Raw genomic sequence first — 19,146 nt, 5'->3', positions numbered from 1 at the left:
CTCTTCGGCGCTCATCACGCAGCGCCCCACAGTTCAGTGATGTTGCGCTCGGCCATCGCCGGTCCGACGCTCATGCCCACACCGGTGTGCATCAGCGCCGCACTCACCCCGGGCGCCGCTCGCAGGAAAGAAAACGGCCCCGGCCCACGGGCGCCATAGACGCCTTGCCAGCGCTCCACGACCTGGATCTGGCAGCCCAGAGTCTGCTGCGCCAGTTCGATCATCCAGTTGTCCACCTGTTCAGCATTGAACGGTGAAGGATCGCTGCCGTAATGATGAGAATCACCGATGATCAATTCTCCATACGGCGTAGGACTGATCAGCAGATGAATACCGTTTGCCTGCAAGTGCGGCACGTCCCGCAGTATCTGCGCCTGCACCGGCGCCGCTTCCGGCAGGTCGGCGAAGGCCCCGTAATGCACGCAGCTCAACCCGGTCAGCAGGGCATGTTGCAGCTGCAAATCCACCTGAGGCCGCGCACGCAGCATCTGCAGTCGGCAAATGTGCGGGTTGAGTTCGGCGATTTCCTCGGCCAGCAAGGTTTGATAGTCGTGACCGGAACACACGATGATCTGCTCGCCACCAAACGTCCCGGCCGTGCTGCGCAACTGGCCAGGTTCGATGTCGCGTACCAGGGTGGAGAAGTGAAACTCCACCTTGAGTTCACCGCACAGGTAGTTGATCAGCGCGGGAAGCGCTTCGCGGGAATACACTTGTTGATCGTCCAGGCCGTGAAGCGCCGCACGGTGATGGCGGAACTGGCCGTTATACAGATCGTCCATCGCCGCGCCTTGTAGCAGATTCACCCGATAGCCATATTCCTCGGCGCGCCCCCTGCAAAAAGCTTCCAGCAGTTGCTCTTCCGCTTCGGTACGGGCAAACAGGTACGAGCCGTTGCGCTTGAGTTGCAGGCCCGCAACGCGTGCCCATTGCCCCCAGATATCGCGGCTTTCCCGAGCCAGATCAAGCATCGGGCCCGGCGGCTGGCCGGTGACCAGGGCTTGGCCGAAGTTCCGTACCGAAGCCCCCAAAGGCGTGGCGCTGCGCTCGAAGACCTTGACCTTGAGGCCGCGTTTGGCGGCGGCGTAGGCATGGGACAAGCCGAGGATGCCGGCGCCGACGATCAATAGATCACTGTGTTGTGTCATGAATTTTGCAGCCTCCTGTAGGAGCGAGCTTGCTCGCGAAAAACCTGAGGGCGCCGCGGGCATCCTGACTACCCGCGTTATCGTTCACGTTCTTCGCGAGCAAGCTCGCTCCTACACTTATGGAATCAGAGGTTATTTATTGTTTTTCCGACTTGCCGTCATAACGCTTGCGCCATTCGGCCAGGATCTTGTCGCGGTTTTTCGAGGCCCAGGCAAAGTCGTTCTTGATCAAGCGTTGCTCGTAGTCCGCCGGCAATTCGGTCTGTGGCTTGGCAATCCCCGGCTGGGCAAGAACCGCAAAGTTCTCCTTGTACAGCTCCATGGCGGCAGGACTGGCGGAAAAGTCGGCGAGTTTTTTCGCCGCTTCTGCATGCGCGGTGCCCTTGAGCACCGCCGTGGCTTCAATCTCCCAGCCCAAGCCTTCCTTGGGCAGGACGATATCCAGCGGCGCGCCTTGGCGCTTCAACTGCACCGCCGGGTATTCGAAGGAAATACCAATCGGGAACTCACCGGAAGCCGCCAACTTGCAAGGCTTGGAGCCGGAATGAACGTACTGGCCGATGTTCTGGTGCAAGTCGTCCATGTACTGCCAGCCCTGTTTTTCGCCAAAGGTCTGCAACCAGGCGCTGACGTCGAGGAAGCCGGTGCCGGACGATGCCGGGTTAGGCATGACGATCTTGCCCTTGTACTCAGGCTTGGTCAGATCCTGCCAACTGACCGGCTTGGTCAGCCCCTGTTTTTCGGCTTCAACGGTGTTGAAGCAGAGCGTCGCGGCCCACACGTCCATGCCGACCCAGGTCGGCGGGTTGGCCGCATCGCGATAGTTCGCGCCGATCTTGTCCAAGTCTTTCGGCGCATAGCCTTGCAGCATGCCTTGCTGATCCAGGATCGCCAGGCTGGAGGCCGCCAGGCCCCAGATTGCATCCGCCTGCGGGCGAGCTTTTTCGGCCAGCAACTTGGCGGTGATAATCCCGGTGGAGTCACGCACCCACTTGATTTCAACGTCCGGATTGGCCGCTTCAAAGGCGTTCTTGTAGGTCTTCAATTGTTCGGCTTCGAGGGCCGTGTAGACCGTCAACTCGGTTTTCGCGGCGAACGCATTCAGGCTGAACGCGGTGAGCAAAACAGCGGCTGACGCCAAGGGCTTGAACATGGTGCGTTTCCTTTGATCAGGACAGAGTTATTGACCCGGCGCGGTTTGGCGCCAAGCCTGGGAGCGGCGCAACAAACCGCGAGAGGCCCACGCCAGCAGCAGCGACACGCCGGCGGAGGTGAACAGAATCAGGGTCGACATGGCTGCCGCGCCACCGACGTTGCCGGCGTCGTCCATGTTCAGGACCGCCACCGCCGCGAGGAGGGTGTCGGGGCTGTAGAGGAAGATCGCGGCGGACACGGTGGTCATCCCCGACACGAACAGGTAACGGACGATATCCAACAGTGCCGGCAGGCAGATCGGCAGCGTGACGCGCAGGTAATGGCGGTACAGCGGCGCCTTGAGAGACAGCGCGGCGGCTTCGAATTCCGCATCCAGTTGGCGCAGAGCGGTGGTGGCGGTCATTTGCGCAGTGGTCAAATAATGAGCAATGGTGCACACCACCAGCAACGTCATGGTTGCGTAGAACACGTGCAACGGGTTGCCGGGGAGGTTGAAAAAGAACACGTAGCCCAGGCCCAGGACCAGGCCCGGTACCGCCATCGGTACAAAGCTGAGCATGCGCAGCGCCAGGTTCAGCCCGCGTTGGTTTGGGGTTTTCTCCATCAGATAGGCGCCGGTAAAAATCAGCACGCTGCCGATCAACGCGGTACACAGCGCCATGGTCAGGCTGTTGCGATAGGCCAACCAGCCGCCACCCGCGGTATCGCTGAAGTGATAGTGGTCCAGCGACAGCGACAGGTTGTACGGCCAGAACTTCACCAGCGATGAATACACCGCCATGCCGAACACCAGCAGCAACACCGCGCACATCAACAGGACAATCACCAGGTAGCAGCCATCGCGCAGCCGCGACGGAGCCGGCCGAAAGGCTTGGGCACGGCCACTCATGGCGTCGCCGTGGCGACGGCGCAGCCATGCATCGACGCCGAAGCTGAACAGTGCGGGCAGCAACAGCACCATGCCGATCAAGGCCCCCCGGCCGAACTGCTGCTGGCCGACCACCGCCTTGTAGGCTTCCAGCGCCAGCACCTGATAATCACCACCCACCACCACGGGCACGCCGAAGTCGGTAATGGTCAGGGTGAACACCAGGCAAAATGCGCCGAACACGGCCTGGCGCGTCGCCGGCCAGGTAATGCTGCGAAACGCCCGGGCCGGGCTCGCGCCCATGCTTGACGCGGCATCGAACAGTCGCGCATCCGCCAGGGACAATGCCGACAACAGAATCATCAGCGCGTGGGGAAAGGTGTAGATCACCTCACCCAGGACAATGCCCCAGAAGCCATAGATGTTGTCCGACAGCACGTCGCGCAACAGGCCCTGGTTACCAAACAGATACACCAGGGCAATGCCTGGCAGCATCGACGGCGCCATCAGCGGCAGCAACGACAGACCGCGCCAGACGGTTTTGCCTGGGATCAGCGTGCGCTGCAACGCGTAGGCAAACAGATACGCCAAGGGCACGACAATGCAGGCAACGCTGAGGGAAACCTTCAGGCTATTGCCCAACAGCCAGTGGAAATTGGCGCTGCAGAGCAGCTCGCGGGCCGCCACCCAACCGCCGCCCTGCCCGGCTTCGGCGCTGAATCCGCGCCAGAAGATCGCCAGCAGCGGCAATAGTACGGCGACACTCAACAGGCACAACATCAGCAGTTTGCCGCCGAGGACAAACACTCGGTCGCCGAGGTCGGTACGGGCAGCCTGTCGGGTCATGGGATCGCGTAGCGGCAGGCTCATGTCAGCGGGCATCTCAGGCAAACACCTGCAGGCTGCGCGGCGGCAACGCGACCCAGATCGCCTGCGCCCGCAGGCGAGGCATGGCGTCCGGCGTCAGCTCGGCCAGCAACGGATGGCCTGGCAACTGGTCGAGCTCGAAGCTCATGCGGCAGCGATTGCCGAGGAACGTAATGTCACGGACCTTGGCCGGGAACAGGTTTTCCTCATGCACCGGTGGATTGACGCTGATGGCTTCCGGACGGCAGAACAATCGGCCCGAGGCAGCTTTGCCGGAATCATCGGCCAGGCGCACGTTCATCCCGCCGACCTGGGCGTGGCTGGCACTGTTGCGGCTGAAGGGCAACCAATTGCCTTGGCCGACAAACTCGGCCACGAACGGGGTGGCCGGACGGTCGTAGATTTCCTGGGGCGTGGCGTACTGCTCGACCTTGCCGTTGTGCATCACGGCGATACGGTCGGCCATCAGCATCGCCTCGTCCTGATTGTGGGTGACCATCAGCGTGGTGATCCCCAGGCGCCGTTGCAGCTGGCGCAACTCGCTACACAGATGCTCGCGGACCCGGGCGTCGAGGGCCGACATCGGTTCGTCCAACAGTAACAGCGAGGGTGCCGGCGCCAGGGCACGGGCCAGGGCGACCCGTTGTTGCTGGCCGCCAGACAATTGGCCGGGGTATTTCTTTTCGCTGCCGGTCAGGCCCACCAGCTCCAGCATTTGCGCCACCCGCTTGCGCACTTCATCGCGTCCACTGCCGGCCAGGCCGTAACCGATGTTGGCTTCAACCGTGAGATTGGGAAACAGTGCGTAGGACTGAAACAGAATGCCGTAGTCCCGTGCCTGGGGAGCCAGCAGGGAAACATCCCGATTGCCCAGGTACAACTCGCCGCTGTCCTGACGCTCGAGGCCGGCGATGCAGCGCAACAAGGTGGTCTTGCCACAGCCCGATGGACCGAGCAGGCACACCAGCTCGCCGGCGGCGACATCCAGGGACACATGGTCCAAGGCGGTGAAAGCACCGAAACGCTTCTGGATACCACGCACCTTCATCGGCGCGCCGGGGTTGCTCAGGGCTGTGTTCATGAAGGCACCTCATCGAACGGATGAAGGCCATGCTAGGCAGGCAATGCGTCCCTGTTGTGGCAGAAAGGCAAAACCCGGCGATAGTGGTATTGATGGATTTGGGTAGGGCCACAAGGAGGTGGTGACTGATCTGGCGCCATCGCGAGCAAGCCCGCTCCCACATTTGGATCTGTGAATATATTCAAATGTGGGAGCGGGCTTGCTCGCGATGGCGGCTTCAAGACCACCCGACAACCTCAGATCGGCGACATTTCCTGCGCCAGCCCCAGAAAGGCCGCCGGCAACCGCGCGCCTTTTCGCTCTTTCAGGCAGTACAGGTATTCGGCGATCTGTGGCGCATTCTCGAGGGGCAGCACCCGCAGCTGCGGGTCATGGGGCACTTCCTGGCGGGCAATGATGCTGATGCCGATGTTGCGCAACACCGCCTCGCGGATCGACTCGCGGCTGCCGATCTCCAGCAGCGGTCCGTAGCTCACGCCGGCGTCCTCCAGCATGTCCTCGGTGAGTTGGCGGGTGGTGGAGCCGGCTTCACGCATCAACAATGTATGCCCGGCCAATGCCGTCAAGGGCACATGGTCGAGCGTCGCCAGCGGATGATTGCGATGCACCGCGAGCACCAGCGGGTCGGTGCCCAATACGCGGCGAATCAGGCGCGGGTCATCCACCCGTTGTGACGAGGCCGCGACGTCCACGCGGTAGTCTTCCAGGGCCTCGATGACCTGCTGCGAATTGCCGATCTCTACCGATACGTCCACCTGCGGCAGACGCTCGCGAAACGCCTTGACCAGATCGAGGATGTAGTACGGCGCCGTCGCGGCGATGCGCAATGCGCCCTGGACCTGGCCACTGTTGCGCAGGAAAAACTCGATATCCGCTTCCTGCTGCAACAGCGCCTTGACCATCGGCAACAACCGCGCGCCTTCGTCGCTGACGGTGAGCCGACGACCACCGCGGTAGAACAACTCAACCGAGTACTGACTCTCCAGATGACGAATCTGGGTCGTCACCGTGGGCTGGCTCAAACCGAGTTTTTTCGCCGCCTGGGTAATGCTGCCCAGACGCGCGACCTTATAAAACGCCTTCAGCTCGGCACTCAGCACATCGCCCTCTCATCGACTATTTGCGCAACAGGCGCAGTCCGTTGAACACCACCAGCAGGCTCACGCCCATGTCGGCAAACACCGCCATCCACATGGTGGCCATACCCAGAAAGGTGACCGCGAGGAAGATCGCCTTGATCACCAGCGCCAGCGCGATGTTTTGCTTGAGGATACTCGACGTTTGTCGCGAGAGCCGTATGAATGCCGGAATCTTGCGCAAATCATCGTCCATCAGCGCCACGTCGGCGGTTTCGATGGCGGTGTCCGTCCCGGCGGCGGCCATGGCAAACCCGATCTCGGCGCGTGCCAGGGCGGGAGCGTCGTTGATGCCATCACCGACCATGCCGACGCGATGGCCTTTGCCATACAAGGCTTCTATGGCCTGCAGCTTGTCGACGGGTAACAGATCGCCCTGGGCCTGGTCGATGCCCACCTGGGCGGCAATCGCCTGGGCAGTGTGGGTGTTGTCGCCGGTGAGCATCAGGGTCTTGATGCCCAATTCATGCAGTTGCTGGATGGCTTCGCGGCTGCTGTCCTTGACCGTGTCAGCCACGGCAAACAGCGCCAGCGGACCGGACTTGTCCAACAGCAGCACCACGGATTTGCCTTGTTTTTCCAGGGCGAAGAGTTTTTCTTCGAGGGCCGGCGAACACAGGCCCAGCTCTTCAACCAGGCGGTGGTTGCCCAGGTGATAGACCTCGCCATTGATCTCGCCGCGCACTCCACGCCCGGCCAGGGCCTCGAAGTTATCCACAGCGAACACCGCCAGTTGTTTATCCACAGCCGCATTGGCGATAGCCAACGACACCGGATGATCGGAACGCCCGGCCAGACTGGCGGCCAACGCCGGAGCGGTGGCTTCGACAGTGGGCTGCAATGCCAGGAAATCGGTTTGCACCGGTTTGCCGTGGGTGATGGTGCCGGTCTTGTCGAGGGCCAGGTAATCCAGCTTGTAACCGCCCTCCAAGTACACGCCGCCCTTGATCAGGATGCCCTTGCGCGCGGCAGCGGCCAGGCCACTGACAATGGTCACCGGCGTAGAGATCACCAGCGCACACGGACACGCGACCACCAGCAGCACCAGCGCACGGTAGATCCAGTCAAACCAGGCGGCGCCCATGAACAAAGGCGGGATCAACGCTACGCCCAAGGCAAACAGGAACACCGCCGGGGTGTAGATTTTCGAGAAACTGTCGACGAAGCGCTGGGTCGGCGCCCGTGCGCCCTGGGCCTGCTCCACCGCATGGATGATGCGCGCCAGGGTCGAGTTATTGGCGACGGCAGTAACGCGGTACTCCAGGGAACCTGCCTGATTGATGGTGCCGGCGAAGACTTTGTCGCCCACGGTTTTTTCAATCGGCAGGCTTTCACCGGTGATCGGAGCCTGGTCGATGGTCGACTGCCCGGCACTGACTTCACCGTCCAGGCCGATACGCTCGCCGGGACGAACCCGCACAATCGCGCCCAATTCGATGAGTTTGGCCGCCTGTTCGAGCCAACTGCCGTCCGCCTGACGTACCGTGACCTGTTCCGGGGTCATTTGCATCAAGCCACTGATGGCATTGCGGGCGCGGTCCAGGGACTTGGCCTCGATCAACTCGGCCACGGTGAACAGGAACATCACCATCGCCGCTTCCGGCCACTGGCCGATCAGGATGGCGCCGGTCACGGCGATACTCATCAGGGCATTGATGTTGAGGTTGAGGTTCTTCAGGGCAATCCAGCCCTTTTTGTAAGTGCTGAGGCCACCGCTGAGGATCGACACCAGCGCTACCAATGCCACCACCCAGGTCGGTGCCGCGTGGGTGAAGTGGATCACCTCGGCCGCCAACGCACAGACACCGGACAACGCCAGCAGCCACCCGTGTTTCTTCGCGGGCGGCGCGGCGGCCACGACGCCGTCTTCGAACGGCTCGGCCTGCATCCCCAGGGATTTGATGGCCGCGATGATCGGCGCGGTGTCCGGCAGGTCGTGGGTGACCCCGAGAACACGGTTGATCAGGTTGAATTCCAGTTGCTGCACACCGGCCAGCTTGCCCAGTTTGTTCTGGATCAGCGTTTGCTCGGTAGGGCAGTCCATGGCTTCGATACGGAAGCTGCTCAGGCGCGAGCCAGCGCTGGTCGGCTCGCTCAGCTTCACCAGCGCGGGCGCGGCGGCGCTGGAACAGCAAGAGCCGCCATGGCTCGACTGATCGTGCCGTGGCGCTGAAGCCAGCTTCGCGCCGTGATCGTGATCGTGATCGTGATCGCGTTGATCATGGGGGTGCCGGGTATGGATGGAATCGCTCATGGGTACAGTCCGCAAAAGGTGCCTGTTGCCAAGTAAAGACCCTGTAGCCACTATAGGGTCAAGCACCCTTTTGGAGATTGCTGCGATGAAGATCGGTGAATTGGCCAAACTGACCGACTGCCCCGTGGAAACCATCCGTTATTACGAGAAAGAAGGCCTGCTGCCACCGCCAGCCCGTAGCGAGGGGAACTACCGCCTGTACACCCAGGCCCATGCCGAACGGCTGACCTTTATCCGCAACTGCCGCAGCCTCGACATGACCCTGGAGGAAATCCGCAGCCTGCTGGGCCTGCGCGACAGCCCGCAGGATCAGTGTGAAAGCGTGAATGCGCTGATCGACGAGCATATCCAGCACGTCAAAGCGCGGATTGATGGTTTGTTGGTATTGCAGGAGCAACTGCTCGACCTGCGCCAGCGTTGTGGCGAAGGACCGGATGTTGATCAGTGCGGGATTCTGCAGCGCCTGGAAGTCAGCGGGAGTGTGGCGACGAGTGACGCCGAGCATTCCCATGTGGGCCGCAGCCACGGCCACTGATCGTTCCCACGGAGTGGGAACGATCACATCACTCAGATGGCCACGTCGGCCTTGATGCTTGGATCTGCGTCATAGCCCACGATTTCGAAATCTTCGAACCTGTAGTCGTAGATCGACTCGGGTTTGCGCTTGATCACCAGGTTCGGCAGCTTTTTCGGGGTACGCGCCAGCTGGGTCTGGATCTGCTCCATGTGATTGCTGTAGGCGTGGGTGTCGCCGGTGGTGACGATGATCTCGTGGGGGATCAGGTCGCATTGCTGGGCCAGCATGTGGGTCAGCAGCGCCAGCGCGGCGGTGTTGTACGGCAGGCCGAGAAACACGTCGGAGCTGCGGATATACAGCTGCATCGACAGATGACCGTCATGCACGAACGCCTGATACAGCAGGTGGCACGGTGGCAGGGCTTGCTTACCGTTGCGCGCATTTTCCTGGGGGCTTCTGGTCTCATCCGGCAGGTATTCGACGTTCCAGCCGTGGAACAGGATGCGGCGGCTGTTGGGGTTGGTCTTCAACGTCTCGACCATGTAGTCGATCTGGTTGATCTTGCCGCCGTCCTTGGTCGGCCAGGCGGTCCACTGCTCGCCATAGACCGGGCCCAGGTCACCGTCCTCGGTGGCCCACTCGTCCCAGATGCGCACGCCGTTCTCATTCAGCCACTTGATGTTGGTATTGCCGCTCAACATCCAGATCAGCTCATTGGCGATGCTCTTGAAATGCAGCTTCTTGGTAGTCAGCAGTGGGAAGCCGTCGGCCAGGTTATGCCGGAACTGACGGGCAAACACCGCTTTGGTACCGGTGCCGGTGCGATCGCCTTTGGTCAGGCCATTGGTTACGACGTCGCTCAATAGTTCGAGATATTGCTTCATGACATTACCTGTATCGGTGCAGCCGAGGCTCGCGGGCCTCGGCGTTCGAATTTAAAGCGCGCTGCTCTTGATCGCCTGTGGGCGATTGTAAGCCCACCACAGCAAGCCCAGCCCCGCGAGAATCATCGGAATGCTGAGAATCTGACCCATGGTCACCCAGCCGAACGCCAGGTAGCCCAACTGGGCGTCCGGCACCCGCACGAACTCGACGATAAAACGGAAGATTCCGTAGAACAGCGCGAACATCCCCGAAACCGCCATGGTGGGCCGTGGCTTGCGCGAGAACATATAGAGGATCAAGAACAGCGCCACTCCTTCCAGCGCGAACTGGTAGAGCTGCGACGGATGGCGCGGCAGCTGCGCCGGATCGCTGAACGGCGGGAACACCATGGCCCACGGCACGTCGGTCGGTTTGCCCCACAATTCGGCATTGATGAAGTTACCGATGCGCCCGGCGCCCAGGCCAATCGGCACCAGCGGTGCGACGAAATCCATCAGTTGGAAGAATGACTTGCCGTTGCGGCGGGCAAACCACCAGGCCGCGATCATCACCCCGATAAAACCGCCATGGAAGGCCATGCCGCCTTTCCAGACCTCGAAGATCAGGGTCGGGTTGGCCAGGTAGGCACTCAAGTCGTAGAACAGCACGTACCCCAGGCGCCCGCCGATGATCACCCCCATCGACAACCAGAACACCATGTCGGAGAGTTTCTCCTTGGTCCAGGTCGGGTCGAAACGGTTCAAGCGCCGGGAAGCCAGCAGCCAGGCGCCGCCAATACCGATCAGGTACATCAACCCGTACCAATGGATTTTCAGCGGACCGATGGCCAGGGCCACCGGATCGATCTGCGGGTAAGCCAGCATTGCGACTCCTTGTTAAATCATTCGTTATTGCGCCCGGACCATGCCGGAGCGCGATTAAGCCAGTATTTCGTCAAAACGACGGCATCAAATTAAAAAGCTCAAGCCCACGCAAAACAGCAACCCGGCAAACAGACGCTTGAGCAAACGCGCTGACAAGCGGTGCGCGAGGCGTGCGCCGAACCGGGCGGCGACCATGCTGGTCAAGGCGATGCCCAACAGCGCAGGTAAATACACGAACCCGAGACTATGCGCGGGCAGCAGCGGATCGTGCCAGCCCAGAATCATGAAACTTAATGCACTCACCACGGCAATCGGTAAACCGCAGGCCGACGAGGTGGCCACCGCCTGCTGCATCGGCACGCTGCGCCAGGTCAGAAAGGGGACGGTCAACGAACCGCCGCCCACCCCGAAAATCGCCGAGGCCCAGCCGATCACGCTGCCCACCAGGGCCAGCACAGGCTTGCCCGGCACCTGTCGGCTGGCCTTGGGCTTGACGTCCAGCGCCAATTGCACGGCGATGACCAGGGCGAATACACCAATGATCTTCTGCAAGTGCGGGCCGGAGATAGCCTCGGCGGTGAGAGCACCAACGCCTGCGCCGAGCAAAATGCCCACGGTCATCCAGGCAAAGATCGGCCAGCGCACCGCGCCACGGCGGTGATGTTCACGCACGGCATTCACCGAGGTGAAAATAATACTCGCCAGGGAGGTGCCGACCGCCAGGTGCGTCAGCACCTGCGGGTCGAAGCCCTGCAAGGTAAAGCTGAACACCAGCACCGGCACAATGATGATCCCGCCGCCCACGCCGAACAGCCCGGCGAGCACGCCCGCACAGGCGCCCAGCGCCAAATACAGCAGAAATTCCATGGGAGCCCCCAAAATCGAACCGGCATGTTAACGGATGCAAAGCACAGGGTTCTATGGGTAGAGTGGGCAAAACACCAAGGGATCGCTTTATGTGCCTGATTGTTTTTGCCTGGCGGCCGGATCATGCCCAGCCGCTGATCGTCGCCGCCAACCGCGATGAGTTCTACGCCCGCCCCAGCTTGCCATTGGCCCAATGGCTCGATGCACCGCAGGTGTATGCCGGACGCGACCAGGAAGCCGGCGGCACTTGGTTGGGAGTCGGCGCCGACGGCCGGTTTGCGGCATTGACCAATATTCGCGATCCCCACCAGCCCCCCGCACGCAAATCCCGGGGCGAGCTGGTGGCGCGCTTTCTCAACGGTTCGCTGCCAATTGACCAATATTTAGCCGACGTTCACGGCAGATCCATCGAGTATGCCGGGTTCAACCTTCTGCTCGGTACGCGACAAGAATTGTGGCATTACAACGCCAACGCCACCGACCCTACGCGGCTGAGTCCGGGTATCTACGGGCTATCGAATGCCCAGCTTGATACGCCTTGGCCGAAGTTGCTCAAGGCCAAGGCGGCGTTGGCCGAGGTGCTCGACGATCCGCATCCCGATGCCCTGTTGGCCATTCTGGGCGATCCGCAACCCGCTCCGTTCAGCGAGTTGCCGGATACCGGCGTGGGGCTGGCGACGGAGAGTCTGCTGTCGAGCGTGTTCATCGCCAGCCCAAGTTACGGGACGCGGGCGAGTACGGCGCTGATTGTGCACGCCGATGGGACACGGCATATGGTCGAGCGCAGTTTTGGGCCGCATGGCGGTCGGCTGGGCGAAGTCGAACTCAATTTTTAGCACAACATTGATTGTGGCGAGGAGGCTTGTCCCGTTGGGCTGCATAGCAGCCCCAAGAAGATCGCTGCGTTCTTCAGACAGAGGCTGTGAAGGGGCTGCTTCGCAGCCCAACGGGGGACAAGCCCCCTCGCCACAGAAGCCCCACTTGCCCTCGAATTCAGAGGTTTTTCGCAGAAGCCGGATTGATCATCCGCGCCAACCCGAGGTTTTTCAGGGCCAGTTGCAGCGAGCTGTGGATAACTTGCGGGTTGTCGATGGTCATCAGCTCGGCCAGCATGTCCTTGGCCTTGCTGAGGTTGATCTGACGCAGCATCCACTTCACTTTCGGCAAGTTGGTGGCGTTCATCGAGAGGCTGTCGAAGCCCATCGCCATCAACAGCACCGCCGCTGCAGGATCACCGGCCATTTCACCGCAGATACTCACCGGCTTGCCTTCGGCATGGGCGTCACGCACCACATGTTGCAAGGCTTGCAGCACCGCCGGATGCAGATAGTCATAAAGGTCCGCGACCCGTGGGTTGTTGCGATCCACGGCCAACAGATATTGGGTCAGGTCGTTGGAGCCCACCGAGAGGAAATCCACCTGCCGCGCCAGCTCCTTGGCCTGGTACACCGCCGCCGGAATTTCGATCATCACGCCAATCGGCGGCATCGGCACATCGGCGCCTTCGTCGCGCACTTCGCCCCAGGCGCGGTGGATCAGGTGCAGGGCTTCTTCCAGCTCGTGGGTGCCGGAGATCATCGGCAGCAGGATGCGCAGGTTGTTCAGGCCTTCGCTGGCCTTGAGCATGGCGCGGGTCTGGACGAGGAAGATTTCAGGGTGATCGAGGGTTACACGAATGCCACGCCAGCCAAGGAAGGGATTGTCTTCCTTGATCGGGAAATAAGACAGTGACTTGTCGCCGCCGATGTCCAGGCTGCGCATCGTCACCGGTAGCGGATGGAAGGCAGACAGTTGCTCGCGATAAATCGCCAGCTGCTCCTTCTCGCTCGGGAAACGCTGATTGATCATGAACGGCACTTCGGTGCGGTACAGCCCCACCCCTTCGGCGCCACGCTGTTGCGCCCGCGCCACGTCCGCCAGCAGGCCCGTATTGACCAGCAGCGGTACGCGGTGGCCATCGAGGGTCACGCACGGCAATTCACGCAGGGCATCGAGGCCCTGGGACAGTTGGCGCTCCTCCTCGACAACCTCGGCGTACTGCTTGCGCAACACGTCGCTGGGGTTGGTGTAGACCTCGCCGTGGTAGCCATCGACGATCATGTCGATGCCATCGACCTTGGAATACGGCAGGTCCACCAGCCCCATCACGGTCGGGATGCCCATGGCCCGGGCCAGGATCGCAACGTGGGAGTTACCCGAACCCAATACTGAAACCAGGCCCACCAGTTTGCCTTCCGGCACTTCACCGAGCATGGTCGCGGTCAGTTCTTCACTGATCAGAATGGTGTTGTCGGGGTAGACCAGGTTGGTGGTGCGGTCTTCCTGCAGGTAAGCCAGGAGACGACGACCGAGGTCGCGCACATCCGAGGCACGTTCGCGCAGGTAGGCGTCGTCCATCAACTCGAAACGGTTGACGTGATCGGTGACCACCTGGCGCAGCGCGCCCTGGGCCCACTGGCCGGTCTTGATCACGGTCTTGACTTCGTTCCCCAGGGACGCGTCGTCGAGCATCATCTGGTACACATCGAACAGCGCCCGCTCTTCGGGGCGCAGCTGGGTGGCCAATTTGGTCGACAGGTTGCGCATATCGGCGCGCACGCCTTCCAGGGCGGTCTTGAACAGCTTGATTTCGGCTTCGATGTCAGTGACGGTCTTGTCCGGCACCACATCCAGGTCGGCCGGCGGCAGCATGACCACCGCGGTGCCAACCGCCGCGCCGGGCGAGCCAGGCACCCCGACAAACTTGGCTTCCTGGATGCCCTTGCCCTGGCGCCCCAGGCCGCGAATCGAGCCGGTGGCCTCGGCGTGGGCGATAACCCCGGCCAACTGCGCACTCATGGTGACGAGGAAGGCTTCTTCGCCCTCGTCGAACTGGCGACGCTCTTTCTGCTGGATGACCAACACGCCGACGACGCGGCGGTGGTGAATGATCGGGGCGCCGAGGAAGGAGGCGTAACGCTCTTCACCGGTTTCGGCAAAGTAGCGATAACGCGGGTGATCCGCGGCGTTTTCGAGGTTCAGAGGTTCTTCACGCGTCCCGACCAGGCCCACCAGACCTTCATTGGGCGCCATGCTGACCTTGCCGATGGAGCGCTTGTTCAAGCCCTCCGTCGCCATCAGCACAAAACGGTTGGTCTCGGGGTCCAGCAGGTAAACCGAGCAGACCTGGCTGCCCATGGCTTCCTTGACGCGCAACACAATAATCCCCAACGCCGCCTTGAGATCCTTGGCGGAGTTAACTTCCTGGACGATCTTGCGCAGCGTATTGAGCATGGCTCGGGGTCGAACTCCGTCGTCAGTCGCGCGCTAAGAGGCGCGGGGCAAGCTCTTTGAGAGCGCGACGATAAACTTCGCGCTTGAATGTCACCACCTGGCCCAACGGATACCAATAACTGACCCAGCGCCAGCCATCGAACTCCGGTTTACCGGTCAAATCCATCCGCACCCGCTGCTCGTTCGAGATCAGGCGCAGGAGAAACCATTTCTGCTTCTGGCCGATGCACAGCGGTTGGCTGTGGGTACGTACCAGGCGTTGCGGCAAACGATAACGCAACCAGCCACGGGTGCAGGCGAGAATCTGCACATCTTCGCGCTCAAGGCCCACTTCTTCGTTCAACTCACGGTACAGGGCGTCTTCAGGGGTTTCATCGGGGTTGATCCCGCCTTGAGGAAACTGCCAGGCATCTTGGTTGATACGGCGAGCCCATAGCACCTGTCCGGCATCATTCGTAAGAATAATCCCGACATTAGGACGGAAACCATCGGGGTCGATCACGGCAACAACCTCGCAAACGCATGTCGCCGCATTGTTCCACAAAGCTTGTTGCAGCGGCAACGAGGCTGCTTACCTTATGTGCACTCTTGTGAAAAGACCGTATTCTGGACGTCTTTTTACAGACTTTTCAGCGAGTAACCGCAATGCGCCTGGCTTTATTCGACTTGGACAACACGCTTTTGGGCGGCGACAGCGACCACGCCTGGGGTGATTACCTGTGCGAGCGCGGCATTCTGGATGCCGTCGCCTACAAATCCCGCAACGACGAGTTCTACCAGGACTACCTGGCCGGCAAGCTGGACAACGCCGCTTACCTGAACTTTTGCCTGGAAATCCTCGGTCGTACCGAGATGGCCCAGTTGGACGAATGGCACCGCGACTACATGCGTGACTGCATCGAGCCGATCATGCTGCCGCTGGCCGCCGACCTGTTGGCCAAACACCGGGCGGCTGGCGACAAGCTGGTGATCATCACCGCCACCAACCGGTTTGTCACCGCACCGATTGCCGCACGTTTAGGGGTTGAAACCCTGATTGCGACCGAATGCGAGAGGGTCGATGGTCGTTATACCGGGCGCAGCACTGATATTCCGTGCTTTCGCGAAGGCAAGGTGACGCGCCTGAATCGGTGGTTGGAGGAAACGGGATATAGCCTGGACGACAGCTATTTCTACAGTGACTCGATGAATGACCTGCCGTTGCTGGAGCAGGTGACACATCCGGTGGCGGTGGATCCGGATCCGAGTTTGCGGGCCGAAGCGCAGAAGCGTGGGTGGCCGGTGATTAGTTTGCGTAGCTGATGGTGCCTTCGCGAGCAAGCCCGCTCCCACATTGGACGCTGTTCACAAATTAAAATGTGTGAATGCATTCCAAATGTGGGAGCGGGCGTGCTCGCGAATGAAGTCGACTCGGTCTAAAGCCTTTAAACCGGTTTAGCCCCCATCAACCCGGCAATCGCCACGAACCCCATCAGGCTCACCACCGCCAGCACCAGGGTGAAATTCAGGTTGCCGCCCCCGCCCAATCGCAACCGGTTGAGTCGCGCCAGCAACCAGAACCAGGCGAGCGCCGCCACGCTATAGATCACGCTGGAACCCAGGATCCAGGTCTGCCCCAACGGCCAGCCGATCAAGTGCACCAGCCACCAGCCGGTGAAAGGCATGCTCACCAGGCTTATCCCCATCAACAACCAGACAAACACCCACGGGCGTCGCAGGGTGCAGGCCGGCCCGACGCTGCGTTTGCGCCAGGCCAGGATGGCCAGTGCCAGGCCGCAGCCCAATAACAGCACCGTGGCCACCACGTGAATGACTTTGAGGGTAGTCAGCGTTTCCATGTTCTCGATTCCTTGAAGGCCGCTCAGTCAGCGTAGTCGCTCAACCGAGGAACAGTTGATACGCCGGATTATCGCTCTCATCCCAGTACGGATAGCCAATCGCTTCCAGCGCCGCCGGCACCAGATGACGTTCGTTTGCCGGCACTTGCAGGCCGGCGACCACCCGACCGTCGGCCGCGCCGTGGTTGCGGTAGTGGAACATCGAGATGTTCCAGCGTCCGCCCAATTTGTTAAGAAAGTTGAACAAGGCGCCCGGGCGCTCCGGGAACTCGAAGCGAAACACCACTTCATTACTGACGTGCGCCGCATGACCGCCGACCATGTGGCGAATGTGCAGCTTGGCCAGTTCGTTTTCGGTCAGGTCCAGCACCGGGAAACCCTGTTCGGTGAGGCTGGCGATCAAGGCGCTGCGCGGATCGTTTTCCGGATGCGTCTGCACCCCGACAAAGATGTGCGCTTCGCTGCCGGAGTGATAGCGGTAGTTGAACTCGGTGATCTGGCGCTTGCCCACGGCTTCGCAGAACGCCTTGAAGCTGCCGGGTCTCTCGGGAATGGTCACGGCGATGATGGCTTCGCGGCCTTCACCCAATTCGGCGCGCTCGGCCACGTGGCGCAAGCGGTCAAAGTTGACGTTGGCCCCGGAGTCGATGGCGACAAAGGTCTGCCCGCTGACACCACGGGTTTCGACGTACTTCTTGATCCCCGCCACGCCGAGGGCGCCGGCCGGTTCGGTGATGGAGCGGGTGTCGTCGTAGATGTCCTTGATCGACGCACAGATTTCATCGGTGCTGACGGTGATCACCTCGTCGACGTAATCCTTGCAGATGTCGAACGTGTGCTGGCCGATCTGCGCCACCGCCACACCGTCGGCAAAAATGCCCACGGTTGGCAGCACCACCCGCTCACCGGCGGCCATGGCCGCTTGCAGGCAATTGGAGTCGTCCGGCTCGACGCCGATGATCTTGATTTCCGGCCGCAGGTACTTCACGTAGGCGGCAATCCCGGCAATCAGGCCGCCCCCGCCCACCGGGACGAAAATCGCATCCAATGGCCCCGGGTGCTGGCGCAGGATCTCCATTGCCACGGTGCCCTGCCCGGCAATGGTGTGCGGATCATCGTAGGGGTGAATGTAGACGTAGCCTTTTTCGTCGACCAGTTTCAGCGAATACGCCAGGGCTTCGGGGAAAGAGTCGCCGTGCAGCACCACTTTGCCGCCACGGGAGCGCACACCTTCGACCTTGATTTCCGGGGTAGTCTTGGGCATCACGATCGTCGCCTTGACCCCCAGCACCTTGGCCGCCAGGGCCAGGCCCTGGGCATGGTTACCCGCCGATGCGGTGACCACGCCACGTGCGCGCTCTTCGACCGTCAGCTGCGTCAACTTGTTGTAGGCACCGCGAATCTTGAAGGAAAACACCGGCTGCAAGTCTTCGCGCTTGAGCCAGACCTTGTTGCCCAGTCGCTCGGAGAGCTGGCGGGCGGTCTGCAACGGGGTTTCCACGGCAACGTCATAAACGCGCGAGGTGAGAATCTTTTTGACGTACTGTTCGAGCATCGGCAAGCATCACTGGGCGGGTTGGGCAGGGCCAAGGAGTCTAACCCAGCGTTTGGCCGGGCGACCACACGAATCCAGAGGTTTTGTTGGGTTATACTCGCGGCCCTCTTTACTCCCCGCCCGTTCCGGAGCCCGCATGACCCAGGATCAACTCAAACAGGCAGTAGCCCAGGCCGCCGTCGATTTAATCCTTCCTAAACTCGACGATAAGAGCATCGTCGGTGTCGGCACCGGCTCCACCGCCAACTGCTTTATCGATGCGCTGGCCGTGCACAAGGGCGCATTCGACGGCGCGGTTGCCAGCTCCGAAGCCACGGCCGCCCGGCTCAAGGGCCACGGGATTCCCGTGTACGAACTCAATACCGTGAGCGACCTGGAGTTCTACGTCGACGGCGCCGATGAAAGCGACGAGCACCTGAACCTGATCAAGGGCGGCGGCGCGGCCCTGACCCGCGAGAAGATCGTCGCGGCCGTGGCCAAGACCTTTATCTGCATTGCCGACGCCAGCAAGCTGGTGCCGGTGCTGGGCAATTTCCCGCTGCCGGTGGAAGTGATTCCGATGGCCCGCAGCCACGTGGCCCGCGAGCTGGTGAAACTGGGCGGCGACCCGGTGTACCGCGAAGGTGTGTTGACCGACAACGGCAATATCATCCTCGACGTGTTCAACATGCAGATCACCAATCCGGTGGCGCTGGAGACGCAGATCAATGCCATCGTCGGCGTGGTCACCAATGGTTTGTTTGCCGCGCGTCCCGCTGATGTGCTGCTGCTGGGTACCGCCGAAGGCGTGAAAACCCTCAAGGCCTAAGTACACCGCAGTTCTAATGTGGGAGGGGGCT

The 19,146-nt window shown here is 61.4% G+C and carries 17 protein-coding genes; 4 read left to right on the top strand and 13 right to left on the bottom strand.

The genetic code is table 11. The features are described 5' to 3' along the window. Positions 1–14: 14 nt before the first annotated feature. From AC6CIA_RS12065 to AC6CIA_RS12040, 6 genes are all read right to left on the bottom strand, one after another. Positions 15–1,148, bottom strand: coding sequence for a TIGR03364 family FAD-dependent oxidoreductase (locus AC6CIA_RS12065; protein WP_498312249.1), 1,134 nt, complete (start codon positions 1,146–1,148; stop codon positions 15–17). A 136-nt stretch (positions 1,149–1,284) separates the two neighbouring features. Continuing rightward, positions 1,285–2,301 (bottom strand): putative 2-aminoethylphosphonate ABC transporter substrate-binding protein, encoded by a 1,017-nt coding sequence (locus AC6CIA_RS12060; RefSeq protein WP_498312247.1) that lies wholly within the window; start codon positions 2,299–2,301, stop codon positions 1,285–1,287. Between the two features lie 27 nt (positions 2,302–2,328). Then, a complete protein-coding gene (locus AC6CIA_RS12055) occupies positions 2,329–4,053 on the bottom strand; it encodes a putative 2-aminoethylphosphonate ABC transporter permease subunit (RefSeq protein WP_498312245.1) in 1,725 nt (574 codons plus the stop codon). A gap of 1 nt (position 4,054) precedes the next feature. Further along, entirely contained in the window at positions 4,055–5,119 is a 1,065-nt protein-coding gene (locus tag AC6CIA_RS12050; RefSeq protein ID WP_498312243.1) for a putative 2-aminoethylphosphonate ABC transporter ATP-binding protein, read from the bottom strand. Between the two features lie 236 nt (positions 5,120–5,355). Continuing rightward, a complete protein-coding gene (locus AC6CIA_RS12045) occupies positions 5,356–6,219 on the bottom strand; it encodes a LysR family transcriptional regulator (protein WP_498312241.1) in 864 nt (287 codons plus the stop codon). A 16-nt stretch (positions 6,220–6,235) separates the two neighbouring features. Continuing rightward, entirely contained in the window at positions 6,236–8,509 is a 2,274-nt protein-coding gene (locus tag AC6CIA_RS12040; RefSeq protein WP_498312239.1) for a heavy metal translocating P-type ATPase, read from the bottom strand. Positions 8,510–8,594: 85 nt separating this feature from the next. Here AC6CIA_RS12040 and cadR point away from each other — a divergent pair, with 85 nt between their 5' ends. After that, a complete protein-coding gene (gene cadR, locus AC6CIA_RS12035) occupies positions 8,595–9,044 on the top strand; it encodes a Cd(II)/Pb(II)-responsive transcriptional regulator (RefSeq protein WP_498312237.1) in 450 nt (149 codons plus the stop codon). Between the two features lie 32 nt (positions 9,045–9,076). On the opposite strand, the gene AC6CIA_RS12030 is transcribed toward cadR, so the two are convergent. The 3 genes from AC6CIA_RS12030 to AC6CIA_RS12020 all read right to left on the bottom strand — a co-directional run bounded on the left by AC6CIA_RS12030 (position 9,077) and on the right by AC6CIA_RS12020 (position 11,641). Further along, complete coding sequence (locus tag AC6CIA_RS12030) at positions 9,077–9,910, bottom strand: thymidylate synthase (RefSeq protein ID WP_498312235.1); 834 nt, start codon at positions 9,908–9,910, stop codon at positions 9,077–9,079. A gap of 51 nt (positions 9,911–9,961) precedes the next feature. Next, the gene (gene lgt, locus AC6CIA_RS12025) at positions 9,962–10,774 is read right to left on the bottom strand and encodes a prolipoprotein diacylglyceryl transferase (RefSeq protein ID WP_339527927.1); all 813 of its coding nucleotides are present in this window, start codon (positions 10,772–10,774) and stop codon (positions 9,962–9,964) included. 84 nt (positions 10,775–10,858) lie between these two features. Further along, entirely contained in the window at positions 10,859–11,641 is a 783-nt protein-coding gene (locus tag AC6CIA_RS12020) for a sulfite exporter TauE/SafE family protein (RefSeq protein ID WP_339527925.1), read from the bottom strand. 89 nt (positions 11,642–11,730) lie between these two features. On the opposite strand from AC6CIA_RS12020, the gene AC6CIA_RS12015 reads away from it, so the two are divergent. After that, on the top strand, positions 11,731–12,477 hold the full coding sequence (locus tag AC6CIA_RS12015; RefSeq protein WP_498312233.1) for an NRDE family protein: 747 nt from the start codon (positions 11,731–11,733) through the stop codon (positions 12,475–12,477). A gap of 157 nt (positions 12,478–12,634) precedes the next feature. Here AC6CIA_RS12015 and ptsP read toward each other — a convergent pair whose 3' ends face one another. Together ptsP and AC6CIA_RS12005 are read right to left on the bottom strand one after the other, a co-directional pair. Next, positions 12,635–14,914: a phosphoenolpyruvate--protein phosphotransferase gene (gene ptsP, locus AC6CIA_RS12010; protein ID WP_339527921.1), complete on the bottom strand. Its 2,280-nt coding sequence runs from the start codon at positions 14,912–14,914 to the stop codon at positions 12,635–12,637. A gap of 22 nt (positions 14,915–14,936) precedes the next feature. Beyond that, the gene (locus AC6CIA_RS12005) at positions 14,937–15,416 is read right to left on the bottom strand and encodes an RNA pyrophosphohydrolase (RefSeq protein WP_003176750.1); all 480 of its coding nucleotides are present in this window, start codon (positions 15,414–15,416) and stop codon (positions 14,937–14,939) included. 143 nt (positions 15,417–15,559) lie between these two features. Between AC6CIA_RS12005 and AC6CIA_RS12000 the strand changes: the two genes are divergently transcribed. Next, complete coding sequence (locus AC6CIA_RS12000; protein WP_498312231.1) at positions 15,560–16,216, top strand: histidinol-phosphatase; 657 nt, start codon at positions 15,560–15,562, stop codon at positions 16,214–16,216. Positions 16,217–16,338: 122 nt separating this feature from the next. Here the strand turns inward: AC6CIA_RS12000 and AC6CIA_RS11995 are convergent, their stop codons facing one another. Together AC6CIA_RS11995 and ilvA are read right to left on the bottom strand one after the other, a co-directional pair. Then, positions 16,339–16,752 carry a DUF2269 family protein gene (locus tag AC6CIA_RS11995; protein WP_498312229.1) on the bottom strand — a complete coding sequence of 138 codons (414 nt, stop codon included), beginning with the start codon at positions 16,750–16,752 and terminating at the stop codon, positions 16,339–16,341. 40 nt (positions 16,753–16,792) lie between these two features. Further along, positions 16,793–18,307, bottom strand: a complete 1,515-nt coding sequence (ilvA, locus tag AC6CIA_RS11990) for a threonine ammonia-lyase, biosynthetic (RefSeq protein WP_339527915.1) — start codon at positions 18,305–18,307, stop codon at positions 16,793–16,795. 136 nt (positions 18,308–18,443) lie between these two features. Between ilvA and rpiA the strand changes: the two genes are divergently transcribed. Further along, positions 18,444–19,115: a ribose-5-phosphate isomerase RpiA gene (gene rpiA, locus AC6CIA_RS11985; RefSeq protein WP_084378617.1), complete on the top strand. Its 672-nt coding sequence runs from the start codon at positions 18,444–18,446 to the stop codon at positions 19,113–19,115. Positions 19,116–19,146: the final 31 nt, after the last annotated feature.

The sequence above is a fragment of the Pseudomonas sp. GQ91 genome, from assembly GCF_059758795.1.
Note: the sequence above shows the minus strand (reverse complement) of the source record. Positions and strands in the feature narration are given on the sequence as shown.